The sequence below is a fragment of the Sphingomonas sp. genome, from assembly GCF_004799495.1.
GTDB lineage: Bacteria > Pseudomonadota > Alphaproteobacteria > Sphingomonadales > Sphingomonadaceae > Sphingomonas.
Genome location: NZ_SSMY01000006.1, coordinates 276974 through 301857 on the forward strand (window position 1 = coordinate 276974; position 24884 = coordinate 301857).

Genomic DNA, 24884 nt, shown 5'->3' on the forward strand with positions numbered 1-24884 from the left:
AACTCAGATTTCGTGCGGCTGCTTGTCGACCATCCAGGTCTGGCCCTGGCTCAACAGCTTCTGGAGATCGGGCTTCTTGCCCGCCGACGCCTGCGCGTTCTGCGCGATGACGGCGCTGTCGAAGGTCGGGGCGGGATCGTCGTAAATCACCCCCAGCGCCATCGGGAACGCGCCGACCGGCATTTCGACCAGCATGTGCGCCAGCCCCTTGTTGGTCTGGTCGTGCACGGCGACTCCCGCCGCCTGCCAGTCGCCGTCGTGCACATCGACCACCGTCAGCACCAGGCGCTCGTGATCCATCGCCAGCCCCTCGGTGCCGTTGTTGAAGAGGAGAGGCTTGCCGTGCTCGACCCACAACTGGTTCGCCGCCACGTTGGCCTTGTCGGTGAAGTTAGCGAATACGTCGTCATTGTAGACGATGCAATTCTGGAAGATCTCGATGAACGCCGCGCCCTGATGCTCGTAAGCGGCCTTGAGCACGGCCGGCAGGTTCTTGTTGACGTCGATCGCCCGCGCGACGAACCGCGCGCCCGAACCCAGGGCGAACGCGCACGGCATCGCCGGACGGTCGACCGATCCGAACGGGGTCGAGGGGCTGCGCGTCCCAACGCGGCTGGTCGGCGAATATTGCCCCTTGGTCAGCCCGTAAATCTCATTGTTGAACAGCAGCACCTGGCAATTCAGGTTCCGCCGCAACAAGTGCATCGTGTGGTTGCCGCCGATCGACAGCGCGTCGCCGTCGCCGGTGATGACCCACACGTCGAGCTCGGGATTGGCGAGCTTGACCCCCGTCGCCACCGCTGGCGCGCGGCCGTGGATCGTGTGGAAGCCGTACGTTTCCATGTAATAGGGGAAACGCGACGAGCAGCCGATGCCACTGACGAACACGGTGTTCTCGGGCCGCGCGCCGATTTCGGGCATCGTGCGCTGCACCGCCTTCAGGATCGCATAGTCGCCGCAGCCCGGGCACCAGCGCACTTCCTGGTCGGTTTCCCAATCCTTGGGGCTCGACTTCACGGGCGGCGTCATGTCGTTCATCGGATCAACTTCCTTGCATTCCACAACAGGCGCAACGCGACGCCCCACAACAATGCCCCCACCGCCGCGCTCATCGTAATCAATCCGGCGCGCATTCCGCCCAGGTCGTCGGCGTGTAGCTCGCTGCGAACCACCCACGGTATCGCGAAGGCGACCAGCACCAGTCCGACGAACGCACCGAGCGCGGCAGGGATGGTGGCGCCGGCCGGCATCGTCTTGCCGAACGTCAGCATCGCCAGCACGAACCCGGCGACCACGCCCACCGCGATCATGACTCCGTCGTGACCGGGGAACACGAAATAGGCGAGCGCACACAGCCCGATCACTACGCCGGCGTTGAGCAACGCCGCCTGCGAGCTGTCCGCGTTCACGGGTTGATCGCCTCGGGGCTCGGCAATTGCGCGTCGTCGGCGGGTACCTCGCCACCCGAGCCGCCGCGAAGCATCGCGTCGATCGCATCCTCGATCTCGGCGATGCGGAACGGCTGGCCGCTGACCTTGTTGAGCGGCCGCGCATCGACCAGGAACTGGTCGCGCAGCACCGTCTTCAACTGGCCCGTGTTCATTTCGGGCACGAGGATCTTGTCGTACCCCTTGAGCAACACGCCAAGGTTCTTCGGCATCGGCCAGATGTGACGGATGTGGATATGGCTGACGTCGAGCCCGCGGCGGCGCGCACGTCGAACCGCCTGATGGATCGGTCCGAAGGTCGATCCCCAGCCGACCACCGCCAGCTTGCCGCCTTCGCCACCCAATTCGACCGCCTGGTCGGGCACGTCGATCCCCAGCACCTTATCCCGGCGGATGTCGGTCATTGCCTGATGGTTGGCGGGCGAATAGTCGATGTTGCCGGTGCCCAGCGCCTTCTCGATCCCGCCGATGCGATGGAGCAGACCGGGCGTGCCGGGCTTGACCCACGGCCGCGCCAGCTTGGCGTCGCGGGCATAGGCCTGGAACCCCTCGGCCGGCGCCTGCTCGAGATACCGCACCGGGAACGGCGCATAGTCGCCGACCGCCGGCACCTTCCACGGCTCGGCCGCGTTGGCGATGTAACCGTCGGTCAGCACCATTACCGGCGTCATGTACTGCGTCGCGATCCGCACCGCTTCGATCGCCACCTCGAACGCGTCGGACGGGCTGCGCGCAGCGATCACCGGCATCGGCGCGTCGCCGTTGCGGCCATAGACCGCCTGATAGAGGTCGGACTGCTCGGTCTTGGTCGGCAGCCCGGTCGACGGCCCGCCGCGCTGCGAATTGATGATCACCAGCGGCAATTCGGTCATGATCGCGAGACCCATCGCCTCACCCTTCAGCGCGATCCCCGGCCCCGATGACGACGTGACGCCGAGTTGCCCGGCATAGGAGGCGCCGATCGCGGAGGCGATCGCGGCGATCTCGTCCTCGGCCTGGAAGGTCGTGATACCGAACTCCTTGAGCCGGCTCAGGTGGTGCAGGATCGCCGATGCCGGCGTGATCGGATAGCCGCCGAAGAACATCGGGATGCCCGCCAGTTGCGCACCCGCGACCAGGCCCATCGAGATCGCCTCGGCCCCCGTCACGGTGCGGTACAGCCCGGGCTCGGCCGGCGCCGCGGCGACGTGATGCTGCTTCATCGGCCCGGAAAGCTCGGCGGTCTCGCCATAGGCGTGGCCCGCGTTCAGCGCGGCGATATTGGCTTCGGCGAGCGTCGGGTTCTTGGCGAACTTGGCGTTGAGCCACGCGACGATCGGGTCGCGCGAGCGGTCGAACATCCACAGCGCGAGTCCCAGCGTCCACATGTTCTTGCAGCGCAGCGCTTCCTTGTTGCCGAGCCCGAATGGCTTCACCGCATCGAGCGTCAGCTGCGACATGTTGAGGCTCAGCAACTGCCAGCGGTTGAGGCTGCCGTCGTGGAGCGGGTTGGCGTCGTACTTCGCCTTGGCCAGGTTGCGCTCGCCGAACTCGCCCTCATCGGCGATGATCAGTCCGCCGGGTTTGAGCGCCTCGACATTGGTCTTGAGCGCCGCCGGGTTCATCGCGACCAGGACGTCGGGCGCGTCGCCCGCGGTATCGATCGCGGTCGAGCCGAAATTGATCTGGAAGGCGGAGACGCCGAACAACGTGCCTTGCGGCGCCCGGATCTCGGCGGGAAAATCGGGGAAGGTTGCGAGATCGTTCCCGGCCAAGGCGGTCGACAGCGTGAACTGCCCGCCCGTCAGCTGCATGCCGTCGCCCGAGTCTCCGGCGAAGCGGACGACGATCGATTCTGCGGGGGGATGGGCCGACGCCTCTTGCGGCGTCACTTCATGGGCGGCGGTCGCCATGTCACTGTGTCCTGCGGTCGTTTCGCGGGCTTCCTAGGCGTGGAGCCCCTGCCGGCCAACGTAGATCGGTTACACTCGCGTGAAAACCGTTCTTTGCCGCGCATCGGCGAATGCTCGGCCCAGCGTCAGGATCGCGGCGACGTGGCGGCGCGCGAGCGCCACGACGTCGTCGGCGTACCCGCCGCCTACCGTGCTCGCGAGCGGAACGCCGCGCTCGATCGCCAACCGCGCGACCAGCCGTTCGCGCCGCGCGAGGCCGTCGTCGGTCAGGTCGAGCCGCCCGAGCCGATCGCCAGCGAACGGATCGATCCCGGCTTGATACAGGATCAGTTCCGGGCGCTCGGCATCGAGCATTGGGGCGAGCGTCGCTTCGAGCGTTTCGAGATACGCGGCGTCGCCTGTTCCATCGGCCAGCGGAACGTCGAGCGTCGATCGCGCCTTACGCGCCGGGAAATTCTTCGCGGCATGGATCGAATAGGTCGCGATCCCCGGCCGGCCCGCGGTCAGTGCCGCCGTGCCGTCGCCCTGGTGCACGTCGCAATCGACGATCATCAACCGCGCGACCGTCCGCTCCTCGATCAGCCGGATCGCCGCGATGGCGAGGTCGTTGAACACGCAATAACCCGCGCCGGTATCGGCGAGCGCGTGATGACTACCGCCCGCGCTGTTCGCCGCATAACCGCGGTCGAGCGCCAGCTTCGCCGCAAGATACGTCCCACCCGGCACCAGTTGCGCACGCTCGGCCACCGTCGCGTCGATCGGGAAGCCGATCCGCCGCTCCTTCTCGCGCGGTACGCGCACCTCGATCACTTCGGCGACATAGTCGGGATCGTGCGCCGCCTCGATCCAGCGGCGCGGCATCGCATCGGGCTCGAACCATTCGATCGCCTCGCCCGCTTCGCGCAACAAGTCGCGGATCGCGCCGTTCTTGTTCCACTGATACCCCGAGCGTGGCTGGCCGGGCGCCACATAGGCAGGGTGATGGACGACCGCGATCATCGCTTTTATTTAAGAACTCACATCACCAGAGGATAGCCGCATGACCGAGCCCTTCGTCCGCCCCGATGCCCGCGGGTTCCTCGACTATCTTGCGGCGATGCCCGGGCCGAAGATGCACGAGCTCGAGCCGGCGGCGGCGCGCGCGATGTACGTGATGATGAAGGACGTCGCCGACCCGCCGATCGGCGAGCTCGGCACGATGCTCGACCTCAAGATCCCGGGACCGGCGGGCGACATCCCCGCGCGGCTGTTCGACCCGCGCACCAGCCGCGAGCCAGGGCCGGCGGTGGTGTTCTTCCACGGCGGCGGGTTCGTGATCGGCGACCTCGACAGCCATGCGAGCTTCACCGCGGAAATGGCACGCGTCCTCGATTTGCCGGTGATCGCGGTGGACTATCGCCTCGCACCCGAAGCCAAATGGCCCGCCGCGCCCGACGATTGCGAGGCGGCTGCGCGCTGGGTCGCGAGCGGACCGGCCGAGTTGGGCCGTGCCGTGACGTCGATCATCCTTGTCGGCGACAGCGCCGGAGGTAATCTGGCGATCGTTACCGCAATGGCGCTGCGCGACGCGCCAGCCAAAGTGCCGGTGATCGCGCAACTCCCCTTCTACCCCGCCGCCGACATGAGCCGGGAGTATCCATCCTACGCCCAGTTCGGCGACGGCTATCTGCTGACGCGCGAGTCGATGGAGTGGTTCGACGCCGCGTATCAGTCCGAAGCGGCGCACGTGCGCACCTCGCCGCTGGTCGGCGACCTGGCGGGTCTGCCGCCGGCAGTGGTCGTGACCGCGAGCCTCGATCCGATCCGCGACCAGGGCCGTGCCTATGCGGCGGGGCTCGCGAACGCCGGGGTGCCGGTGGTTTTCCGCGAGGCGAAGGGGAACGTCCACGGCTTCATCACGATGCGGAAGGTCATTCCGTCGAGCGTCGGCGACGTCGCGGGGGCACTCGCCGCATTGAAGGACATCGTCGTCGAGGCCGAAGGTGACCGCATGATGGCGCAAGCCGCCGAATGAACGACCGCGACCTGCCCTATCGTCCGTGCGCCGGGGTGATGCTGATCAACCGCGACGGCCTGGCGTTCGTTGGACAGCGGATCGATACCACGATGGAAGCGTGGCAGATGCCGCAGGGCGGGATCGACCCCGGCGAGGATGCGCAGGAAGCGGCGCTGCGCGAGTTGGGTGAGGAAATCGGCGTCGCCCCGGACAAGGTCGCGCTGATCGCCGAGGCGCCGGGTGAATTCTTCTACGATCTGCCGGACGATCTGGTCGGCAAGGTGTGGAAGGGCAAATGGCGCGGGCAGCGGCAGAAATGGTTTCTGTATCGCTTTCTCGGCGAGGACACCGATATCAATCTCGCGACGCCGCACCCCGAATTCATGTCGTGGCGCTGGGTCGACCCAAGCGGCCTGCCCGGGCTGATCGTGCCGTTCAAACGCCAGCTCTACGAAGACGTACTCGCCGCCCTGGCGGACCATTTGACCGCGGCCAATGCTTGCCAAACGGACGACGGCGCGACACGATAGCGACGCTGTTACGGAGGGGTGACATGATCAAATGGGTCGCGCTGGTCGCGTTGTTCTGGGCCCTGCCCGCATCGGCGAAGAACTGGTATCTGGTGGCCATATCGGACACCAACACCACGGCCTATTTCATCGACCGTGACAGCATCGTGAACAGCGGCCCCAACATGCGCCGCATCCACGCATGGAGCGTCCATTCCGCCGATGATGATGACGGCACGGCGTCGCGCGAGCTGGTGCTCGAATTCGATTGCACCGGCGCGCGCTACCGCTTCCTGCACCTGACCGGGTACAATTCGCGGCTGACGGTTTTGTCGGACGAGGCCGGGTCGGGGATGTGGCGTGACGTCACTAGCGGGTCGCTCGACGATTCGGCGCGCCAGTTCGTGTGCAGCGGCGGCACGCGGCCGAGCAGCGCCAAGAGTTACGGCGCGGGCAACCCGTTTGCGGCCGGGCGCCGAGCAATGGGTGTCGGCAACTCGTCGGGCTCGAAATATAATTCGCACGGCGGCTGACGGCGGGTTCACCCCGCGAGCGAGCGGGCCTAGACGAATGCCATGACCGTTGCTCCCTCCGTATCCGCGCTGTTCGATCGACTCAGCGCGGAACCGATGCTCGCGAACACCCGCGCCTGGGCGGCGATCAACAGCGGCACGCGCAACCTCGCCGGGCTGAACGCGATGGCACAAACGTTGGCGAATGCGTTCTCGGCGCTCCCCGGCGAGGTGTCATTGATCGAACCCGCGCCCGCCGAAAGCGTCGACTCGGACGGCGTCGTCCGGGCGATCGAGCACGGCCAGCATCTTGTCGTGCGCGTGCGGCCCGAGGCGGCGGTGCGGATGCTGTTCACAGGGCACATGGACACCGTGTATCCCGTCGATCACCCATTCCAGTCGCTGACAAATCTCGACGCCAACACGCTCAACGGCCCCGGCGTCGCCGACATGAAGGGCGGGCTCGCGTTGTTGCTCGCCGCACTCAAGGCCGTCGAGGAATCGCCGCTCGCCGCGCGGATCGGGTACGAGGTAATGATCAATTCGGACGAGGAAACGGGCAGTTTCTCGTCCGCCGCGCTGATCGCCGACCTCGCGCGAGGCAAGGTCGCGGCGCTGACCTACGAGCCCGCGCTCGCCGACGGGACGCTGGCCGGCGCGCGCGGCGGCACTGGCAATTTCTCGATCGTCGTCCACGGCAAGAGCGCGCATGCCGGGCGCAACCCCGATGACGGGCGCAACGCGATCGTCGCGGCGAGCGATCTCGCGGTGCGCCTGTCCGCGGCGAAGCAGGAAGCCCTCGCGGTCAATCCGGCGCGGATCGAGGGCGGCGGGCCGAACAATGTCGTGCCCGACCTCGCGGTGCTGCGCGTCAATTTCCGCCCCGCCTCGCCCAAGGCTATCGCCGCCGCGCAGACCGCGATCGATTCCGCCATCGCGGCAGTGGCCGCCGATCGCGATGTCCGCATCGATCTGCACGGCAGCTTCAACCGCCCGCCCAAGCCGATCGACGATGGCGCTGCCAGGCTGTTCGGCCTGGTCAGACAGGCCGGCGCCGACCTCGGTCTCGACATCGCGTGGAAGGCGACCGGCGGGGTGTGCGACGGCAACAACATCGCCGCGGCGGGCGTGCCGGTGGTCGACACGATGGGCGCGCGCGGTGGGGCGATCCATTCGGCGGACGAATTCCTGCTGGTCGATTCGCTGCCCGAACGCGCCGCGCTATCTGCGCTGACGATCCTGAAGATCGCCGAAAAGGGGGAATTGTGAGCTTTCGTATCCGCGCCGCGCGAGAGGGCGATCTGGACCACCTCTACGAAATGGCGAAGCTGACCGGCGGCGGCTTCACCAACCTGCCCGCCGACCGCCGCGCGCTCAAGGCGCGGCTCGACAAGAGCAGCGCGGCGTTCGCGCGGACCGCGGACGGGCTGGCCGACGAAGCCTTCGTGCTGATGCTCGAAAACGTCGAGACGGGCGACGTGCGCGGGACGTGCCAGATGTTCAGCCGCGTCGGCCAGGAGCACCCGTTCTACAGCTACCGCATCGGCACGCTGTCGCAGACCAGCAAGGAACTGAAGCGCACCTTCCGCGCCGAAATGCTGAGTCTCACCACCGACCTGGAGGGCGCGAGCGAGGTCGGCGGGTTGTTCCTCCACCCGGGCGAGCGCGCAGGGGGCTTGGGCATGCTGCTCGCGCGCAGCCGCTACCTGTTCATCGCGATGCACCGCGCACGTTTCGCCGACCGCATCCTGGCCGAATTGCGCGGGATCATCGACGAGGCGGGCGGGTCGCCGTTCTGGGATGGTCTGGCGGGTCGGTTCTTCGGGATGAATTTCCAGGATGCCGACCAGTTCAACGCCACCCACGGCCACCAGTTCATTGCCGACCTGTTCCCCAAGCACCCGATCTATGTCGCGATGCTGACCGAGAGTGCGCGGTCGGTGATCGGGCTGCCGCATCCCTCGGGCCGTGCGGCGATGCGGATGCTCGAAAGCGAGGGGTTCGCGTTCGAGAAATATATCGACATCTTCGACGGCGGGCCGACGATGACCGCGCACACCGACAATGTGAAGAGCATCGCCAACGCGATCTCGAGCACCGTCGTGGCGGTCGATCAGGACGGCGGCGAGCGCGTACTGGCCGCGACCGGTCGGCTCGGCGATTTCCACTGCGCCTATGCCAAGCTGCGCGAGGCCGCGGGCGGCGTGGTGATCGACCGCGCGGGCGCGATTGCGCTGGGCGTGCAAGAGGGCGATGCGATCACGCATGTTGGTCGGTTCTGAATGGCGCTGGTCGAGATCAACTTCGACGGGATCGTCGGGCCGAGCCACAATTATGCCGGCTTGAGCGCGGGAAACCTGGCCGCGACGAAGAATGCCGGCATGACGTCACGCCCGCGCGACGCCGCGCTGGAGGGCGTGGACAAGATGCGCGCCAATCTCAAGCTCGGGCTGACGCAGGGCATCCTGTTGCCGCACGACCGGCCCGACGACCGCTGGCTGGAGAGCCTCGCGACCAACTATGCCGACGCGCCGCCGCACCTCAAGGCGCAGGCCCTGTCCGCCTCGCCGATGTGGGCGGCGAACGCGGCGACCGTCTCGCCCGCCCCCGATACCCCCGACGGCCGGTGCCACCTGACCGTCGCCAACCTCGTCACGATGCCGCACCGCAGCCACGAATGGCCCGAGACGCTGGCGCAGCTTCGCCTCGCCTTCGCCCATCCGGCATTCGCGGTGCACCTCCCCGTCCCCGCCCCGTTCGGCGACGAGGGCGCCGCCAACCACATGCGGCTGTGCGAGCATCACGGCGACCGCGGGGTCGAGATCTTCGTTTATGGCGAGAGCGGTGGGCCCTTTCCGGCGCGCCAGCGCCGCGAGGCGTGCGAGGCGATCGCGCGACGGCACAAACTGGCGCCCGACCGCACAATCTACGCGCAGCAATCGGCCGCCGCGATCGCCGCCGGCGCGTTCCACAACGACGTCGTCGCGGTCGCCAACGAGCGCGTGCTGTTCGCGCACGAACAGGCGTTCGAGGACAAGGCCGGCCTCTACGCCGACATCGCGCGGGTGGCGCCTTGGGCCGAGATCGTCGAAGTGCCCGCTGCGAAGGTCAGTTTGGCCGATGCGATCTCGTCCTACCTGTTCAACGCCCAACTCGTCACGCTGCCGGACGGCACGATGACGCTGATCGTGCCGAGCGAGGCGCGCGACACACCCGCCGTCTGGACCTGGCTGCAGTCGATGCTCGCCGGCAACGGCCCGATCCGGCGGGTCGAAGTGGTCGATGTCCGCCAGTCGATGGCGAACGGCGGCGGTCCAGCGTGCCTGCGGCTGCGCGTCGTGTCCGACACCGCGACGGTCGACGAACGCTTTCTGGTCGACGCCGCCAAGCTCGACCGCATCGCGTCGGTGATCGAGACGAAATGGCCCGAGGAGATCGCGGGTCCCGACATCGGCGAGCCCGCGCTGATCGACCGGATCCGCACGGCCCGCACCGCGCTGTTCGAGACGCTCTATCTGTCGGATTTACTTACGATTAACCCTGTCCGGTAACGCGAAACCGCGCGTTTCCGCCATTGGCACGGTCCATGCGTTAATGCGGGCATGTGGACCAAGATCTCTCGCCTGTTCGTCATCAAGACCAAGTTCGAGGCGTTCCTGATCATCTATGGCCTCGGCCTCGGCGCGGTCGAGCGCGGGGTGCATTACGTCCAGCAATATCCCGGCTTCGGCGGCTGGATGCTGTTCTCGGTCTGCCCGATCGCGGTGTTCATGGCCGGTGCGCGGATTCTCGATTCGGTCGAGCGCAGCCGGGCCGAGTGACGGCCAAACTTCACAAACTTCACGCTATCGGTGATGATTCCAGGATGCCGGGGTCGGTGCGCGAATGTTCCCAATGTTCGCACTAACCATGGTATGCCAGTATGGTTCGTGATGGTGCAAGATCACGATGTCAAAGAGCGGATCGGACGCTCTCAAACGAAGTCCAACATTTCAACTGTATTCGTCACCCGGGACTTGTTCCGGGGTCCAACTCTCCACCAGCTACATCGTTGGTGGCACGTTGGATGCCGGAACAAGTCCGGCATGACGATTTAAGGCTAGCTTACCACCAAGCTTCGGGTCGCGTGACAAACGCCGCCCGCTCCTCGATCGCCAGGCACGCATCCAGCACGCCTTGCTCGTCGAGCGCCTTGCCAATCACCTGGAGGCCGAGCGGCAGGCCGTCCCTGTCGAGCCCGCCGGGCACCGACATCGCGGGCAGACCGGCGAGGCTCGACGGTACCGTGAAGACATCGTTCAGATACATCGCGATCGGATCGGCCGATTTCTCGCCCAGCGCGAACGCCGCCGAGGGCGCGGTCGGCGTGAGCAGCAGGTCGCACGACTTCCATGCTTCGTCGAAATCGCGCGCGATCAGCGCGCGGACCTTCGAAGCTTGTGTGAAATACGCGTCATAAAACCCTGCCGACAAGACATAAGTACCGATCAGGATGCGGCGCTTGACCTCGGCACCGAAGCCCTCCGCGCGGGTCGCCGCGTACATTTCCTGCAGGTTCGCGCCGTCAGGCAGGTCGCGCAACCCGTACCGCACGCCGTCATAGCGCGCGAGATTGGACGAAGCCTCCGCCGGGGCGATGATGTAATAGGCCGGCAGCGCGTATTTGGTGTGCGGCAGCGACACTTCGACCACCTCGGCACCCGCGTCCTTCACCCATTCGATACCCTGCTGCCACAGCGCCTCGATCTCCGCCGGCATGTTGTCGACGCGATATTCCTTGGGGATACCGATGCGCTTGCCCGCTAGGCTGGCGTTGAGCCCCGCTTCCCACTTGGGCACGTCGAGCTGCAGACTGGTCGCATCCTTCGCGTCGAACCCGGCCATCGCCTCGAGCATGATCGCGCAGTCGCGCACGTCGCGCGCCATCGGCCCGGCCTGGTCGAGGCTGGAAGAGAACGCCACCACGCCCCAGCGCGAGCAGCGGCCATAGGTCGGCTTGATCCCGGCGATCCCGGTGAACGATGCGGGCTGGCGGATCGAGCCGCCGGTGTCGGTGCCGGTCGCCGCGGGACAGAGTCGCGCGGCGATCGCCGCCGAGCTGCCGCCCGACGAGCCGCCCGGCGCGAGCGGCGCGTTGCCGCCATCGTTACGTTTCCATGGGGAAATGACGTTGCCGAAATACGAGGTCTCGTTCGACGATCCCATCGCGAACTGGTCCATGTTGAGCTTGCCCAACATGCCCGCGCCGGCGTCCCACAGGTTCTGCGACACGGTCGATTCGTATTCGGGCGTGAACCCTTCGAGGATGTGGCTCGCCGCCGTCGACGCCACGCCTTTGGTACAGAACAGGTCCTTCATCCCGATCGGCACGCCGGCGAGCGGCTTGAGCGTCTCGCCCGTGGCGCGCGCGTCATCGGCAGCCTTCGCGGCGGCGAGCGCGTGATCGGGAGTCTCGACCAGGAACGCGTTGAGCGTTTTCGCCTTGGCGACCGCGTCGTTGAACGCGGTCGCGACATCGGTGGCGGAGAAGGTGCCGTCGCGCACCCCGTCGCGGATGGCGGCGACGCCGAGATCGGTGATGTCGGCCACTATTCGATCACCTTCGGCACGGTGAAGAAGCCATGCTCGGCCTCCGGCGCATTAGCCAGCACCGCATCGCGCTTTCCGCCGCCAGTCAGCGGGTCGGCGTTCACGACGTCGTCGCGCAGGCGCAGATGGTTGGGGATCACCGCGGTCATCGGTGCGACACCCGACGTGTCGACCTCGCCCAGCTGCTCGATCCAGCCCAGAATATTGTCGAGCTCGGGCGCGATCTTCGCGACCTCCTCGTCGGTGATCGCGATGCGGGCCAGGCTCGCGATCTTCTTCACGGTTGCGGCGTCTACGGACATGGGAGGCGCGGCTAGCAGAGCGAGCCGCGCCGACGCAACCTATTCGAAATCGGGACCCACCGGGACACCGCCGATAAAGACCTGACGGCGCGTGACGGTGCGGACCTCGGCCTTGCCGACTTTATAGGCGGCGTTGCGCGCAACAATCGCAGCGGCGTCCGGTTGCGCAGCGGTTCTCGTCCCCACGGCCCAGCCATTCTCGTAGCGGTACCAAGCGACAGGATCGCCACAATTCATCCAAGCCGAGGCCGGCGGATCGGTGAAACAGCCATTGTCCATCACGATTGCTTGCTTGTTAGGAACCAGAAAGAAAATCGTGCACTGCCCGGCATCGCACTGCTCACTGTCCGCAATGCCTTTGCGTAGGTCAGCAGGTAACACCGTTCCCGCCGGTAATACGCGCAAATTGGCGACCTCCGCTTGCCTGCGCTGATTCTTGAGTTGATCGCCGACCTCATAGCGGCCGTTTGCCTTAGCAGCGTCGTCGGCTCGCTGGGCGATCTCCGCATTCGCCGACCGCCGCAGCTCCGCCAGCGCGCGCTCGCCCGGTTCACCGAAGTCGAACGCCAGCGCGGCCCAGTCGAACTTGTCGGCGCTCACCTTGCCCGATTTCAACCGCGCGACCTGATCGTTGGTGGAAATCGCGTTGAACCCCAGGATCGGCGTCGCCAGCACCAGCCCCGCCACCATCGTTGCGAGGGCGATACGGATATTGTCGCGGCGGACCAATGATGCCCAGCCCAGCCGCCCGCGCACCGCGTCGGCGAGGTAGACGAGGCCATAGGCGACCGCGAACACCACGACGGTCAGCCCCCACAAACGGTCGGGCGTCATGCCGTACTGGCCGATCCGCAACCCCATCGCGACCGCGGCGATGATCGCAAGCGGCAGCACCGCGACGCCCAGCGCAAGCGCCGACCAGCGCAGTACCGGGCTCTTCGCCTCGTCGTCCGGGCCGTGCCCGATCACGGCATTGGCGAGGATCAGCGCACCGATGACGCACGCCATCAGCACCGGCGTGGTCGACTTGGTCGCCTCCCACAATTTGCTCAGGCCCGTGAACGGCAGCGAGAGCAGGAACAGGATCAGCGCCACGCCCAGGATCGGCGCGAGGAACCCCAGCACCGAGGTCACCACGCGCTGCAACAGCCGCACCACGCGGTCGCGGTCGCGCAACAGCCCGAGCGCCGCGCCGAACGCCGCACCGATGATCAGCGCGTTCGACCAATGGTGGCTGAGCCAGTCCTTGAGGAAATCGATCCCGATCAGCGCGAACAGTTCGGCGAGCAGGTGCGACAGCAGCACCACGATCCCGGTGAACCCCCAGCACGCGCCCCACAGGACGATATTGGTCCAGGCATGGCCGTGAACCTGGCTGTACGGTAACGACAAGCGCCCTTCGTCGCGCGCGACCTGGAACAGCGGTACGGCAATGGCGACGGCGAGCACCAGGCTCGCGCCGCTCCACGTCCACAAGCCGTTGGGCTGGCCGTTCCAATATTGGATCAGCCCGGCGAGCAGCCCGAGCGCGGGCGCGAACGCCATCGTCCAAGCGATCCGCACGCGGCCGAGCCCGAACCCGAACGCCAGCGCGGCGACGCCCACGCCGGTTGCGCACGCATCGCGCCACGCGCCATGACCGCGATGCCAGTCTTCGGGCTGCATCAATTGCTGGACGATCAAGGCTGCGACCGCCCCCACCGCGATCAGGATCACGGCGCGCTGCGGCCAGCCCGGCTCGTCGCTCTGCAATTGGTCGTCCATGGCGCGTCCTCCCCTTGGTGCACCGAAACAACGCGTTGCGCTCGCCGATTGCAAGCGCCGCGTGCATCGGGCACGGCGCGCGCATGGCCCGCAAGTTCCTCTACGCGATCGTCGTCATCCTGCTGCTGGTGATCGCCGGCGCGTTCGTTTATCGGCTCTTCCCCGGCTGGGTGATGCGCCTGTCGATGGTGCCGGGCACCGCTTTCGAATCGGCACCGGCGGAACCGCAGGGCGCCTATGCCGACGCGAAGATGTGGCTGGCGCGGCCCGACCTGCGCGGCAATCCCGCGACCTGGACGCCACCCGGATACGGTGTGCCCGCGACGGCGCCGGCGGCGGTGTTCTTCATCCACCCGACCTCGTACCTCAACCGCGCGCACTGGAACGCACCGCTCGACGATGCCGAGGCGAACGGGCGTGCCGCCTTGTTCCTGCGGGGTCAGGCGAGCGTGTTCAACGAAGCGGGGCAAGTTTGGGCGCCGCGTTACCGCCAGGCGACGTTCGGGGCGTTCCTGACCAGCCAGGCCGACGCCGGGAAGGCGCTCGACCTCGCATACCGCGACGTCGCCATGGCATTCGACGAGTTCCTCAGGGAAATCGGCCCCGACCGCCCGATCATCCTCGCCGGGCACAGCCAGGGCGCGTTCCACCTCACCCGCCTGTTGCGCGAGCGAGTCGCGGACAAGCCGCTCGCGAAGCGAATCGTCGCGGCGTACGTGATCGGCTGGCCGGTATCGAAGACCGCCGACCTCCCCGCACTCGGGCTGCCAGAATGCACGACGGCGGACCAGGCGGGATGCATCCTGTCATGGCAAAGCTATGCCGAGCCCGCCGACACGTCGATGCTGCTCGATATTTTCGACAAGACCAGCGGCCCGACCGGCATCGCGCGCGCCGGAACGCCGCTCGTCTGCACCAATCCGCTGACCGGCACGCCAAACGCCGCCGCGCCCGCCACCGCGAACCTCGGCACGCTCGTCGCCTCGTCCGACTTCAAGACCGGAACGATGAGCGTCGGAACGGTGCCCGCCAAATGCGTCGGCCGCGGCTTCCTGAGCATCGGCCAGCCGATCGACCTTGGCCCCTATGTCCTGCCGGGCAACAACTACCACGTGTTCGATTATTCGCTGTTCTGGGCGAACGTCCGCGCCGACACGGTGCGGCGGTTGAAGACGTTTTCGGCGAAATGATCACCGAAGACCGCATCGCGTATCGCGCGGCGTTGCCCGATGGGGGGCGGCTGCTCGGGCTCGATGTCGGGACGAAGACGATCGGCACCGCCTTGTGCGATGCCGGGTGGAGCTTCGCCAGTCCCGCCGAGCTGATCCGCCGGACCAAGTTCACCGCCGACAAGGCGACGCTCGTCGCGCTGATCGGGGCGCAAGCGGTTCAGGGGCTTGTCGTCGGCCTCCCTCTCAACCTCGACGGCAGCGATTCCCCCCGCACCCAATCGACTCGCGCCTTCGCGCGCAACCTCGCCGACCTGAACCTGCCGATCCTGTTGTGGGACGAACGCTGGTCCACCCAGGCGGTCGAGCGCCAGATGATCGCCGAGGATCTGAGCCGCGCCAAGCGCGCCGAACGCGTCGACAAGCTGGCCGCGAGCTACATCCTGCAGGGCGCGATCGACGGACTAGTCGCGAGCTGACGACGAGTTGACGTGAAGCCCCTGCACTTGCGCGCCGAGCACCCGGCGGCGCTCCTCCCCGCCGCGGCGTAGTATCTCGCGCGGGCTGTCATAATAGGCGCGAGGGGTCATTCCCATATACGCCTTGAAATCGCGGTTGAAATGCGCCTGGTCGTAATAATGCTCGTCGATGAGCTGACCGAGCGGCCGGTCGAGCGAGGCGCGGACGCGGGCGAGCGTGCGCAGAAAACGCTGGCGTCGCAGCAGCCGGACCGGGGAAAAGCCGAACGCCGTGCGACACACGCGGTGCAAGGTACGCGGCTCGATTTCGAGCGTGTCGGCGAGATTCGAGACATCGTCGATGACGCCCGATAACAACGCTTCCTGAACCTTGATCGCGGCGTCGCGATAATGGCTCGCACGCAGCGGCAGCGCGGTCAGAATCGTATCGAGGATCGCGACGCGCGCCACATCGTCGGGCGCCGCGATCAATCGTTCCAGGATCGCCTCGCCGGGTTCGCCGAGCTCGTCGCCCAAGGGAACGATCCCGTTCGCGATGTGCGACGCGTCGGTGCCGATCAGGCTCAGCCAGCCGATCGGCGTGAACCCGATGCCGATCGTCATGCCGCCGTTACTGTCGAATCGCCACGATCGGTCGGTCGGTCCCATGATCGATGCGTTGGGCGGCGGCGTCATCTCACGCCCGTCGGGGTCGCCGAAGCGCAAGTCGCCTCTCAGCAGGAAGCGGATGTTGGCCCATTCGGGATGCGTGAAATCGACCACCGGGTCCGGCGCGTCGATCACGCAATAGGAGGTGACCAGCGCCCTGAGCGATGGCGCCGGCAAGTGAAAGCGGACGTCGGTCGGCTGCCTGTCTGCGGCTCGATCGGTCATTGATTCCCCCGCGGGCAATGTGTCCAAATGCGCGGGGATTGGAAAGGGCCGGCGAACCGATCCCGAGCGATTTTACCGATCGGCTTGCGCCGGCGTGAGCGGCGGTCTAGGCGACGGCTTTGATGCAAGCATCGGATCATCGCCCCGCGTCGCTCATTCAGGGCGGCGCCGTTTTCCCGCACGGGCATCTGACCGGAATCGACGGGATCGAGCCGCACGAGATCATGTTCCTGCTCGATGAGGCGGAGCAGTGGATCGAAGCGAACAGGGCGCGCGCCAAGCCCGACAAGCGCCTCGCGGGCCTGACGCTGATTAACGCCTTCTTCGAGAATTCGACGCGGACGCTCCTGTCGTTCGAGATCGCGGGGAAGCGGCTTGGCGCCGACGTGGTCAACATGGCGGTCGCGCAATCGAGCGTGAAAAAGGGCGAGACGCTGATCGACACCGCGCAGACGCTGAATGCGATGCGCGCCGACATGATCGTGATCCGCCACGCCAGTTCGGGCGCGGTGCGGCTGATTGCCGACAAGGTCGATTGCCCGGTCTTGAACGCAGGCGACGGCAGCCACGAACACCCGACCCAAGCCTTGCTCGACGCGCTGACGATCCGACGACGACGCGGGAGCATCGCGGGGCAGCGCGTCGTGATCTGCGGCGACATCCTGCACAGCCGGGTGGCGCGCTCGAATATTCTCGCGCTGACCGCGCTCGCCGCCGAGGTGCGCGTGGTGGCACCCGCGACGCTGATGCCCGCCGCGATCGGCCGGATGTGCGCCACGCCGTTTTCGGATTTCGATGCCGCGCTCCGCGGCGCGGATGTCGTAATGATGCTACGCCTGCAGAACGAGCGGATGTCGGGCGCGTTCATCCCGTCCACGCGCGAGTTCCACTTGCGCTACGGGCTGACGCCCGAGAGGCTCGCGCTGGCCAAACCGGATGCTCTCGTAATGCACCCCGGCCCGATGAACCGCGGGGTCGAGATCGACTCCAGCGTCGCCGACTCGGTGCAATCGGCGATCACCGAGCAGGTCGAGATGGGAGTCGCGGTGCGGATGGCGTGCCTCGACGTGCTAACCCGGCGCGCACGCGGCATGGAAGGGTGGGCATGAGCAACCTGCGCTTCGTCAACGCCCGGGTCGTGCGACCCGAGGGCACCGAGCCGGGCGAATTGCACGTCCGCGACGACGTGATCACCAACGCCCATGCCAACGATGCCGAGACGATCGATTGCGGCGGCAAGACGCTCGCGCCGGGGATTATCGACTTCGGTGTATTCGCAATCGACCGCGCGGCGTTCCGCGCCGGAGGGATCGTCCGCGTCGGGCTGATGCCCGATCAGTCGCCGGTGCTCGACGACCCCGGCATCGTCCAGCGCGCTTCGCTGGTCGGCAAGCCGAAGCTGTGGATCCATCCGATCGCCGCTGCGACCAAGGGGCTCGCCGGGACCGATCTCGCCGAAATGGCAATCATGATGGGCGCGGGCGCGAAGGCCGTCTCGACCGGGCGGCGCTGGATCGCGGACTCGGGGGTGATGCGCAAAGTGCTGGCCTATGCCCGCGACCTCGATCTCGTGGTGATCACGCACGCCGAGGATGGCGGGCTGACCGACGGCAAGGTCGCCACCGAGGGCGAGACCGCGACGCGGCTCGGCCTGCCCGCCGCGCCCGCGATCGCCGAAGCGCTGGCGATCGCGCGCGACGTGGCGCTGGCAGAAGATACCGGCGCGCGGCTGCACGTCCGCCAGGTCACGACCGCTGCCGGGTTCGACCTGATCCGCGCGGCCAAGCGGCGCGGCGTGCGCGTTACCTGCGGGATCACGCCTGCCCACCTGCTGCTGTCCGACAATGCGATGAGCGATTTCCGCACGTTCGCGCACCTCTCGCCGCCGTTGCGCGACGAAAGCGACCGTCAGGCGGCGCTGGCGGCGGTCAAGGACGGGACCGTCGACGTGCTGTGCTCGGGCCACGATCCGCGCGGTCCGGAGGAAAAACGCCTCCCCTTCGCCGACGCCGCCGAAGGTGCGTCGGGTGCGGAGACCCTACTTGCTTTGGGGCTGTCGCTCGAAATGCCGATCGAGCGCCTGTTCGCGCTGCTCGCGGCCAACCCGGCGGAATTGCTCGGGCTCGACTCGGGGACCCTCGCGCCCGGCATGCCCGCCGACCTGCTGCTGCTCGACGAGCACGCGCCGTGGCAGATCAAGGGCGAGGCCATGACGGCAAGAGCCGGCAACACGCCGTTCGACGGGCTGCCGGCTCAAGGAAAGGTGCTTCGCCTGTGGAAGGGCGGCGCGGAAATCTAGCTTACTTCTTCGCCCAAGCCGCGGCCTTATCGCCCGCGCCGGCGCGGACGAAGCAGCGCCCGCCCTTGGCGCGATAGTTTGAGCACATCCGCTTTGCGCCGGCTTCGTCGAAGCCGCCGACTGACAGGCGATAATAGGTCTTGCCCGCAACGGTGACCGGCATGCCCTGCGGCACATAGCCCGAAAATGCGCGTGAGGCCCGCGCCCAGCCATCGCGAGCGACGCCCGCGCTGTCATAGGCACCGAGCTGGACAAAGAAATTGCCCTTACCCACGCTGACCTTGGAAGCGCCCGGGGTGGTTATGGCAGCGACCGGAGGTTTGACGAAATTTCTGGATTTGACAGGCACGATACCGACTGCCGGCTTGACGGCCTTGACCGGCAGCGGCTGCACAACTTCAGCACGCGGCGCGAAAACGACGCCCGACACGGCGGGCTTCGGCAAGACCATCGGGTCGGCGACTGGTGCGGGCGCGGAGACCACGGCCGCGACGACCGGCGCAGGCGCCGGCGCCTCGACCACGACCGGCGTCGGCGCGACGGCGGCAACGGCTACCGGCGCGGGCGCGTTGAGCGCCAGCGCGACCGGCTGACCCGGATCGTTTGCCGGACTCACGCCGAGCAGCGCCGCGACCTGGTCGGCGCGACCGGTCGGGCGCGCGAACGCCGCCCAGTCCTGCAGGCGCTGATCGGTTTCGGTCGGCGACAGGTCCATGCTGGCGACGATCTTGGCATCCTGCCAACGGCCCGCCAGCGCGAGACTGAGCGCGAGGTTCTGGCGCAGCTTGGCATCGGCGCCGGGCTGGCGTGCGACCGGCAGCATCAGGTCGACCGCGGCGGCCGGGTCGCCGGCCAGCGCCAGCGCGAGCCCGCGATCGCTGATTGAAATGGCCCCCGAATTGGCGTCGAGCGTGCGGCGCGCGCCTTGCCAGTCGCCATCGGCGATCTGCGCGAGCGCGAGATTGAGCGCGACCTTGCCCTCGCCCGGCGACAGGCTGAGCGAATCGTTGAGCGCGGTGCTGGCCGAGCCGAACCGACCGGCAAGCAGATAGGCCTGACCCAACAGCGCGCGATACTCGGCCGATTGCGGCTGCATCGCGACGGCGAGCTCGGCATAACGCACCGCTTCACCGGCATTGCGCTTCGCCAGCGCCTTCGACGCCTTCGCGGCATCGTCGCGCGCGGCCGCGGCCATCTGCGCGGCGCTGCGTTCGCCCGCCACCGCGACGCCTTCGACCAGACCACCGAACGCGACGCAGAGCGCCAGCGCCGACAGGCCGGTTTTCAGACCCTTGCTGTTCATGGTCATACCCCCGTTCAACCCTTGGCCCGAACCGGCACCTGGCGCGCCAGGTCGTCGACTTCGGGAACGCTTTCCAGAAACGCGTCCAATGCTTCGGTCACCAGCATCTGCGCCGATCGCCCGGCGAGCGCGCTCGCGAGCCGCAGGCGGAGATGACGGTCCTCGTCGAGCCGAAGCGTGAACGCTGCCTTGTTCTTGTGCCGCGTCTCGCGCGCCAGCCGGCCGGCGGTCGCGACCGACACCGGGCGGCGGACGATCGAGACGACCTCGGCCGGCTCGTGCACCGGTGCCTCGATCGTCACGTCGTGCTCGTCGGGGACCGCGTCGATCACCGGCGGTTCGAATTCTTCCTTCAGCTGGCGGCGCTGCGCGAGCACCGGCGGCACACCCTCGGGCGGCGCGACGATTGCGTCTTCGGCGTTCAGCGGGTGGATATCGGCTTCGGGCTCGTGAATCTGCCCCATGTCGTTCCAGCCGAGATCGTCGAGACCGCCGGCCAGCGACGCATAGCCGCCGGTGAAGCCCTGCGGCCGCATCGCGGGGCGCGCATGACCCTTGCGGGCGAGCAGGCCCGAGGACAGCGAGGCGAAGGATTTGGGTTCGCTCATCATCGCGCCCCCTTTCAGTTCGTCACGCGGCGGCCGAAGCCACCGCCCGCGGCGGGACGCTGCATCCCGAAGGTCGACGGCACCGCGGTGGGGGCTGCGAACACGGTGCGGCGGAAATTCTTTTCGAGGCGGTCGGCGATATAGCCCCACAGTTCGCGGACTTCGCCGGCGGAGCGGCCGTTGGGGTCGACCTCCATCACGGTGCGACCGTCGATCATCGACGCGGCGAAATCGGTGCGGTGGTGGATCGTGATCGGGGCGACGGTGCCGTGCTGCGACAGCGCGACCGCGGCTTCGGAGGTGATCTTGGCCTTGGGCGTCGCGGCGTTGACCACGAAGATCAGCGGCTTGCCCGCGCGCTCGCACAGATCGACCGTGGCGCCGACGGCGCGGAGGTCATGCGGGCTGGGACGCGTCGGGATGACGATCAGCTCGGCTACCTGGATGACGCTCTGGATCGCCATGGTGATGGCGGGCGGCGTGTCGATCACCGCCATCTTGAAGCCCTGCTGCCGCAGCACTTCGAGGTCGGCGGCGAGCCGCGCGACGGTGGTCTGCGCGAACGCCGGATATTCGTCCGATCGCTCGTTCCACCAGTCCGAGAGCGACCCCTGCGGGTCGATATCGATCAGCACGACGGGGCCGGCGCCGGCGAGCTGTGCCTGCACCGCCAGGTGCCCAGACAGCGTCGTCTTGCCCGATCCGCCTTTCTGCGATGCCATCGCGAGAACGCGCATTGATCCTGTAACTCCCCGCTATTCGTGAAAGCGAGGTGCCATGCGGGGGCCTAAGAACAGGTTAACGGAACAGTTATTGCTCGCCGTCGATCGCGGGGGCATGATGCGGACCAGGGTTTAGCTGGGCGGGACTGAGTATTATGCGAACGCTGATCGGCGCTGCGGCGCTTTCCCTCATGGTCATCGCGGGCGTGCCGGCGCTGGCCGATACCAAGGCCGGGGTCGATGCGTGGAACCGCGGCGACTACACCACCGCGGTCGCCGAATGGCGCAAGGCGGCGATCGCCGGCGACGCCGACGCGCAGTTCAACCTGGCGCAGGCCTACAAGCTCGGGCGCGGCGTGCCGGTCGACCTGCCGATGGCGGAAAGCTGGTACCGCAAGGCGGCGTTGCAGGGGCATCCGCAGGCCGAGGACAATTACGGGCTCGCGCTGTTCCAGGACGGCAAGCGCGACGAGGCGGTGCCGTGGCTGGAGAAGGCGGTCGCGCGGGGCGAGCCACGCGCACAGCTCGTACTCGGCACGATGCTGTTCAATGGCGACAGCGTGCCGCGCGACTGGGTGCGCGCCTACGCCTTGCTCCAGCGGTCGTCGCAGGCGGGGTTGCCGCAAGGATCGCAGACGCTGGCGGAGATGGACAAGTACATCCCCGACGACCAGCGCCAGGCCGGGATCGCGATGGCGCGGCAGATGGAGGCGCAGGTCGGACGGCCCAATTACAGCGGCGAGGTCGCCGGCGGCAGCGACGCCCCGCCGCGCCCCGCGATCGCGACGATCGACGTGCCGCCGAGCCGTCCGGGCGCGACCTATCCGCAGCCCGGCGCCAAGCCGCCCAAGGGCAAGCCGCCGGTCGTCGTCGTGGCGCCGGCGACCCGGCCCGTCCCGCGCCCGGTCGTCGCACCACCATCGCCGCCACAGCCCGCGCCGCCGAAGGTCGTCGTTAAACCCGCGCCCAAGCCCGTCCCCGTCGCGACCGGCGGCGGCTGGCGCGTCCAGCTCGGCGCGTTCGGCGATCCCAGCAATGCACACAAATTATGGAGCCAGGTCGCGGGCCGCTTCCCGGGCCGCCAGCCGAGCTTCGTCAAGGCGGGGGCGCTGACCAGGCTGCTGGTCGGCCCGTATGCGTCGAAGGGCGAAGCGGCGGGCGCGTGCGGCGCGGTCAAGCCGTGCGTGCCAGTCGCGTCCTGACCGGACGATGGGTCGCTGGTACACGCGCGCGATCGTCCCGGTCGCGGACGTCCAACGGTCGGTCGATTTCTATGCACGGCTAGGGTTTGACGAAGACTGGCGGCACGCCGAGGGCGATGAGCTACTCGTCGCGCAAGTGTCTCGGCAGGGTTGCGAATTGCTGCTGTCGTGCCAATGGCCCAAGCGGAACGGCCAGGCGCTGACGTTCATCTCTCTCGATGACGATGAGATTGATGGGGTGCGCGAGCAATTCGAGCGAGCGGGCATTGCGGTGCGCGACGGGCATTGGGGCTATCGGGTGATGATCGTCGACGATCCCGACGGCAACCAGTTGCTCTTTCCCTATTCGCAGGCGCGCAGCTGAGCGCTCAGGCGACCGCCCAATCCTTCCGCGCCACACCTTGCGCGAACAGCAGCGCGGTTAGGTCGCCATGATCGATCTGCGCACCGGCCGCTTCCGCCACGACGGGCTTCGCGTGATAGGCAACCCCCAACCCCGCCTGCGTGATCATCGCGAGGTCGTTGGCGCCGTCGCCGACCGCCAGCGTTTCCTCGCGCGCGATTCCTAAAGTCAGCATCGCCTCCGATAGCGTCGCGAGCTTGGTCGCGGAATCGACGATTGGCTTGGCCACCGTGCCGGTGAGCTTGCCGTCCACCACCTCCAGCACGTTGGCGATCGCGCGGGTAAAGCCGATCTCGCGCGCCACCGGTTCGGCGAAACGGGTGAAGCCGCCCGACACCAGGATCGCGGTCGCGCCCCAGCCGTGCATCGTGCGGATCAGCGCGCTCGCGCCGGGCATGATCTTGACGCGTTCGGACAGGCAGCGACCGATCACAGCCTCATCCATCCCCTTGAGCAGCGCCACCCGCGCGTCGAGCGCTTCGCCGAAATCCATTTCGCCGCGCATCGCTGCCTCAGTCACCGCGGCGACCTCGGCCTTGATCCCGGCATAATCGGCGAGCTCGTCGATGCATTCGACGGTGATCATCGTCGAATCCATGTCGGCGACGATCAGCTTCTTGCGGCGATGCTCGGCGGGCTGGACGACGACGTCCCACGCGCCCTGCCCCTCCAGCGCGGCGCGCGCGGCGGCCAGGTCGCGGCCGAATTGCAGGTCACACGCCTCGCCCTCCTCGACCCACACTTCCGCGACCGGCAGGCACCCCGCCGCGTCGAGCCGGTCGCGCGCGGCGGACACCTCGCCCTGCGGCAACGTGGCGGCTATCAGCGTCGCGATGAACAAGCAGGACCTCCCGAAAGTCGCGCTCATCGCAGGGCCGACCGCGAGCGGCAAGTCCGCGCTCGCGCTGATGCTGGCGGAGGAGCACGGCGGGACGATCATCAACGCCGACAGCGCGCAAGTGTATCGCGACCTGCGCATCGTGACCGCGCGGCCGTCGGCGGCGGAGGAAGCGCGCGCGCCGCACCGGCTGTTCGGGCATGTCGACGCCGCCGATACCGGCTATTCGGCGGCGCGCTGGGCAAGCGAGGCGCGCGAGGCGATCGACGCGGCGGTGGCGGCGGGAAGCCTGCCGATCCTGGTCGGCGGGACCGGGCTCTATCTGCGCACGCTGATCGACGGTATCGCACCGGTGCCCGAGATCGATCCCGCGATCCGGGCCGAGGCGCGCGCGATGCCGGTGGCCGAAGCCCATGCCGCTCTGGCGAAGATGGACCCCGAGCAGGCGGCGAACCTCAGCCCCACCGACACCACGCGCGTGGCCCGCGCGCTGGAGGTGATCCGTTCTACGGGTAAATCGATTGCAGACTGGCGGCGCGAGCGCGTCGGCGGGATCGGCGACCGGGTCGACCTGCGCGCGCTGATCCTGTTGCCCCCGCGCGAATGGCTTAACGAGCGGATCGACAGGCGCTTTGCGGCGATGGTCGACGAGGGCGCGATGGATGAGGTCGCCGCTCTGGTCGCGCGCGAGGACGTGCCGCTCGACGCGCCGATCCGCCGGGCGATCGGGCTGCCCGAACTTGCCGCCGCCGCGCTCGGCACGATCACGCTCGCCGAAGCGATCGAGCGTGCCAGCCTTGCAACGCGGCAATACGCCAAGCGCCAATATACCTGGTTTCGCAACCAGCCACCCCCGACGTGGCGGCGAACGGCTGCGACAGAAAATGTCCCAAATCTTCATGAAATAGATATTAAATAATTCCATTGGCGATTGACGTGTAGTTTTCCTACCCGTAGAGCGCCGCCACCGCCATTA

At 67.6% G+C, this 24884-nt stretch carries 26 protein-coding genes; 14 read left to right on the top strand and 12 right to left on the bottom strand.

Translation table 11 applies throughout. The features are described from left to right. Positions 1-3: 3 nt before the first annotated feature. The 4 genes from E7773_RS07185 to E7773_RS07200 all read right to left on the bottom strand — a co-directional run bounded on the left by E7773_RS07185 (position 4) and on the right by E7773_RS07200 (position 4339). Positions 4-1038, bottom strand: a complete 1035-nt coding sequence (locus E7773_RS07185) for a 2-oxoacid:ferredoxin oxidoreductase subunit beta (protein ID WP_293989872.1) — start codon at positions 1036-1038, stop codon at positions 4-6. Next, a complete protein-coding gene (locus tag E7773_RS07190) occupies positions 1035-1409 on the bottom strand; it encodes a hypothetical protein (RefSeq protein WP_293989873.1) in 375 nt (124 codons plus the stop codon). Before E7773_RS07190 ends, E7773_RS07185 begins: the two co-directional genes overlap by 4 nt. Beyond that, entirely contained in the window at positions 1406-3340 is a 1935-nt protein-coding gene (locus tag E7773_RS07195) for a 2-oxoacid:acceptor oxidoreductase subunit alpha (protein ID WP_293989874.1), read from the bottom strand. The genes E7773_RS07190 and E7773_RS07195 overlap by 4 nt, the downstream gene beginning before the upstream one ends. Before the next feature lie 69 nt (positions 3341-3409). After that, entirely contained in the window at positions 3410-4339 is a 930-nt protein-coding gene (locus tag E7773_RS07200; RefSeq protein ID WP_293989875.1) for a histone deacetylase, read from the bottom strand. 40 nt (positions 4340-4379) lie between these two features. Here E7773_RS07200 and E7773_RS07205 point away from each other — a divergent pair, with 40 nt between their 5' ends. From E7773_RS07205 to E7773_RS07235, 7 genes are read left to right on the top strand one after another with little or no spacing between them, the layout of a single operon-like run. Next, positions 4380-5354 carry an alpha/beta hydrolase gene (locus E7773_RS07205; RefSeq protein ID WP_293989876.1) on the top strand — a complete coding sequence of 325 codons (975 nt, stop codon included), beginning with the start codon at positions 4380-4382 and terminating at the stop codon, positions 5352-5354. Continuing rightward, positions 5351-5866 carry an RNA pyrophosphohydrolase gene (locus tag E7773_RS07210; protein ID WP_293989877.1) on the top strand — a complete coding sequence of 172 codons (516 nt, stop codon included), beginning with the start codon at positions 5351-5353 and terminating at the stop codon, positions 5864-5866. Before E7773_RS07205 ends, E7773_RS07210 begins: the two co-directional genes overlap by 4 nt. 23 nt (positions 5867-5889) lie before the next feature. Continuing rightward, a complete protein-coding gene (locus tag E7773_RS07215) occupies positions 5890-6378 on the top strand; it encodes a surface-adhesin E family protein (RefSeq protein ID WP_293989878.1) in 489 nt (162 codons plus the stop codon). Between the two features lie 42 nt (positions 6379-6420). After that, a complete protein-coding gene (locus tag E7773_RS07220) occupies positions 6421-7626 on the top strand; it encodes a hydrolase (protein WP_293989879.1) in 1206 nt (401 codons plus the stop codon). Beyond that, positions 7623-8639, top strand: a complete 1017-nt coding sequence (locus tag E7773_RS07225) for an arginine N-succinyltransferase (protein WP_293989880.1) — start codon at positions 7623-7625, stop codon at positions 8637-8639. The genes E7773_RS07220 and E7773_RS07225 overlap by 4 nt, the downstream gene beginning before the upstream one ends. After that, positions 8640-9908 carry an N-succinylarginine dihydrolase gene (locus E7773_RS07230; RefSeq protein ID WP_293989881.1) on the top strand — a complete coding sequence of 423 codons (1269 nt, stop codon included), beginning with the start codon at positions 8640-8642 and terminating at the stop codon, positions 9906-9908. It abuts the gene before it with no gap. Between the two features lie 51 nt (positions 9909-9959). Then, positions 9960-10178 carry a hypothetical protein gene (locus E7773_RS07235; protein WP_293989882.1) on the top strand — a complete coding sequence of 73 codons (219 nt, stop codon included), beginning with the start codon at positions 9960-9962 and terminating at the stop codon, positions 10176-10178. 283 nt (positions 10179-10461) lie between these two features. Here the strand turns inward: E7773_RS07235 and gatA are convergent, their stop codons facing one another. From gatA to E7773_RS07250, 3 genes are read right to left on the bottom strand one after another with little or no spacing between them, the layout of a single operon-like run. Continuing rightward, on the bottom strand, positions 10462-11946 hold the full coding sequence (gene gatA / locus E7773_RS07240) for an Asp-tRNA(Asn)/Glu-tRNA(Gln) amidotransferase subunit GatA (RefSeq protein ID WP_293989883.1): 1485 nt from the start codon (positions 11944-11946) through the stop codon (positions 10462-10464). Then, complete coding sequence (gene gatC, locus E7773_RS07245; protein WP_293989884.1) at positions 11946-12248, bottom strand: Asp-tRNA(Asn)/Glu-tRNA(Gln) amidotransferase subunit GatC; 303 nt, start codon at positions 12246-12248, stop codon at positions 11946-11948. Before gatC ends, gatA begins: the two co-directional genes overlap by 1 nt. A gap of 39 nt (positions 12249-12287) precedes the next feature. Continuing rightward, positions 12288-14012, bottom strand: coding sequence for a DUF4153 domain-containing protein (locus E7773_RS07250; protein WP_293989885.1), 1725 nt, complete (start codon positions 14010-14012; stop codon positions 12288-12290). Between the two features lie 83 nt (positions 14013-14095). Between E7773_RS07250 and E7773_RS07255 the strand changes: the two genes are divergently transcribed. Together E7773_RS07255 and ruvX are read left to right on the top strand one after the other, a co-directional pair. Continuing rightward, a complete protein-coding gene (locus tag E7773_RS07255) occupies positions 14096-15202 on the top strand; it encodes a DUF3089 domain-containing protein (RefSeq protein WP_293989886.1) in 1107 nt (368 codons plus the stop codon). Continuing rightward, positions 15199-15660 carry a Holliday junction resolvase RuvX gene (ruvX, locus tag E7773_RS07260; RefSeq protein WP_293989887.1) on the top strand — a complete coding sequence of 154 codons (462 nt, stop codon included), beginning with the start codon at positions 15199-15201 and terminating at the stop codon, positions 15658-15660. The genes E7773_RS07255 and ruvX overlap by 4 nt, the downstream gene beginning before the upstream one ends. On the opposite strand, the gene E7773_RS07265 is transcribed toward ruvX, so the two are convergent. Beyond that, positions 15646-16533: a helix-turn-helix domain-containing protein gene (locus E7773_RS07265; RefSeq protein WP_293989888.1), complete on the bottom strand. Its 888-nt coding sequence runs from the start codon at positions 16531-16533 to the stop codon at positions 15646-15648. The genes ruvX and E7773_RS07265 overlap by 15 nt on opposite strands. Positions 16534-16655: 122 nt before the next feature. Between E7773_RS07265 and E7773_RS07270 the strand changes: the two genes are divergently transcribed. Next, the gene (locus E7773_RS07270) at positions 16656-17642 is read left to right on the top strand and encodes an aspartate carbamoyltransferase catalytic subunit (protein ID WP_293989889.1); all 987 of its coding nucleotides are present in this window, start codon (positions 16656-16658) and stop codon (positions 17640-17642) included. Then, on the top strand, positions 17639-18832 hold the full coding sequence (locus E7773_RS07275) for a dihydroorotase (RefSeq protein ID WP_293989890.1): 1194 nt from the start codon (positions 17639-17641) through the stop codon (positions 18830-18832). Before E7773_RS07270 ends, E7773_RS07275 begins: the two co-directional genes overlap by 4 nt. A gap of 1 nt (position 18833) precedes the next feature. Here E7773_RS07275 and E7773_RS07280 read toward each other — a convergent pair whose 3' ends face one another. From E7773_RS07280 to E7773_RS07290, 3 genes are read right to left on the bottom strand one after another with little or no spacing between them, the layout of a single operon-like run. Further along, positions 18834-20135 carry an SPOR domain-containing protein gene (locus tag E7773_RS07280; protein ID WP_293989891.1) on the bottom strand — a complete coding sequence of 434 codons (1302 nt, stop codon included), beginning with the start codon at positions 20133-20135 and terminating at the stop codon, positions 18834-18836. A gap of 14 nt (positions 20136-20149) precedes the next feature. Then, positions 20150-20743, bottom strand: a complete 594-nt coding sequence (locus E7773_RS07285) for a hypothetical protein (protein WP_293990014.1) — start codon at positions 20741-20743, stop codon at positions 20150-20152. Positions 20744-20757: 14 nt separating this feature from the next. Further along, positions 20758-21480 (bottom strand): ParA family protein, encoded by a 723-nt coding sequence (locus E7773_RS07290; RefSeq protein WP_293989892.1) that lies wholly within the window; start codon positions 21478-21480, stop codon positions 20758-20760. Between the two features lie 140 nt (positions 21481-21620). Between E7773_RS07290 and E7773_RS07295 the strand changes: the two genes are divergently transcribed. Further along, positions 21621-22667: an SPOR domain-containing protein gene (locus E7773_RS07295; protein WP_293989893.1), complete on the top strand. Its 1047-nt coding sequence runs from the start codon at positions 21621-21623 to the stop codon at positions 22665-22667. A 7-nt stretch (positions 22668-22674) separates the two neighbouring features. Next, a complete protein-coding gene (locus E7773_RS07300) occupies positions 22675-23031 on the top strand; it encodes a glyoxalase superfamily protein (RefSeq protein WP_293989894.1) in 357 nt (118 codons plus the stop codon). Positions 23032-23035: 4 nt separating this feature from the next. Here the strand turns inward: E7773_RS07300 and serB are convergent, their stop codons facing one another. After that, on the bottom strand, positions 23036-23911 hold the full coding sequence (gene serB, locus E7773_RS07305) for a phosphoserine phosphatase SerB (RefSeq protein WP_293989895.1): 876 nt from the start codon (positions 23909-23911) through the stop codon (positions 23036-23038). Here serB and miaA point away from each other — a divergent pair. Beyond that, positions 23904-24827: a tRNA (adenosine(37)-N6)-dimethylallyltransferase MiaA gene (gene miaA / locus E7773_RS07310; protein WP_293989896.1), complete on the top strand. Its 924-nt coding sequence runs from the start codon at positions 23904-23906 to the stop codon at positions 24825-24827. The two genes, serB and miaA, sit on opposite strands and share 8 nt — an antisense overlap. The last annotated feature ends 57 nt before the right edge of the window (positions 24828-24884 follow it).

Coding starts and splice junctions, on each gene's coding strand:
- ruvX (WP_293989887.1), top strand. CDS start 15,199: ATGATCACCGAAGACCGCATCGCGTATCGCGCGGCGTTGCCCGATGGG.
- E7773_RS07205 (WP_293989876.1), top strand. CDS start 4,380: ATGACCGAGCCCTTCGTCCGCCCCGATGCCCGCGGGTTCCTCGACTAT.
- E7773_RS07235 (WP_293989882.1), top strand. CDS start 9,960: ATGTGGACCAAGATCTCTCGCCTGTTCGTCATCAAGACCAAGTTCGAG.
- gatC (WP_293989884.1), bottom strand. CDS start 12,248: ATGTCCGTAGACGCCGCAACCGTGAAGAAGATCGCGAGCCTGGCCCGC.
- E7773_RS07215 (WP_293989878.1), top strand. CDS start 5,890: ATGATCAAATGGGTCGCGCTGGTCGCGTTGTTCTGGGCCCTGCCCGCA.
- E7773_RS07200 (WP_293989875.1), bottom strand. CDS start 4,339: ATGATCGCGGTCGTCCATCACCCTGCCTATGTGGCGCCCGGCCAGCCA.
- miaA (WP_293989896.1), top strand. CDS start 23,904: ATGAACAAGCAGGACCTCCCGAAAGTCGCGCTCATCGCAGGGCCGACC.
- E7773_RS07280 (WP_293989891.1), bottom strand. CDS start 20,135: ATGAACAGCAAGGGTCTGAAAACCGGCCTGTCGGCGCTGGCGCTCTGC.
- E7773_RS07185 (WP_293989872.1), bottom strand. CDS start 1,038: ATGAACGACATGACGCCGCCCGTGAAGTCGAGCCCCAAGGATTGGGAA.
- E7773_RS07220 (WP_293989879.1), top strand. CDS start 6,421: ATGACCGTTGCTCCCTCCGTATCCGCGCTGTTCGATCGACTCAGCGCG.
- E7773_RS07295 (WP_293989893.1), top strand. CDS start 21,621: ATGCGAACGCTGATCGGCGCTGCGGCGCTTTCCCTCATGGTCATCGCG.
- E7773_RS07290 (WP_293989892.1), bottom strand. CDS start 21,480: ATGCGCGTTCTCGCGATGGCATCGCAGAAAGGCGGATCGGGCAAGACG.
- E7773_RS07255 (WP_293989886.1), top strand. CDS start 14,096: ATGGCCCGCAAGTTCCTCTACGCGATCGTCGTCATCCTGCTGCTGGTG.
- E7773_RS07230 (WP_293989881.1), top strand. CDS start 8,640: ATGGCGCTGGTCGAGATCAACTTCGACGGGATCGTCGGGCCGAGCCAC.
- E7773_RS07285 (WP_293990014.1), bottom strand. CDS start 20,743: ATGAGCGAACCCAAATCCTTCGCCTCGCTGTCCTCGGGCCTGCTCGCC.
- E7773_RS07275 (WP_293989890.1), top strand. CDS start 17,639: ATGAGCAACCTGCGCTTCGTCAACGCCCGGGTCGTGCGACCCGAGGGC.
- E7773_RS07195 (WP_293989874.1), bottom strand. CDS start 3,340: ATGGCGACCGCCGCCCATGAAGTGACGCCGCAAGAGGCGTCGGCCCAT.
- E7773_RS07270 (WP_293989889.1), top strand. CDS start 16,656: ATGCAAGCATCGGATCATCGCCCCGCGTCGCTCATTCAGGGCGGCGCC.
- E7773_RS07265 (WP_293989888.1), bottom strand. CDS start 16,533: ATGACCGATCGAGCCGCAGACAGGCAGCCGACCGACGTCCGCTTTCAC.
- E7773_RS07250 (WP_293989885.1), bottom strand. CDS start 14,012: ATGGACGACCAATTGCAGAGCGACGAGCCGGGCTGGCCGCAGCGCGCC.
- E7773_RS07210 (WP_293989877.1), top strand. CDS start 5,351: ATGAACGACCGCGACCTGCCCTATCGTCCGTGCGCCGGGGTGATGCTG.
- E7773_RS07300 (WP_293989894.1), top strand. CDS start 22,675: ATGGGTCGCTGGTACACGCGCGCGATCGTCCCGGTCGCGGACGTCCAA.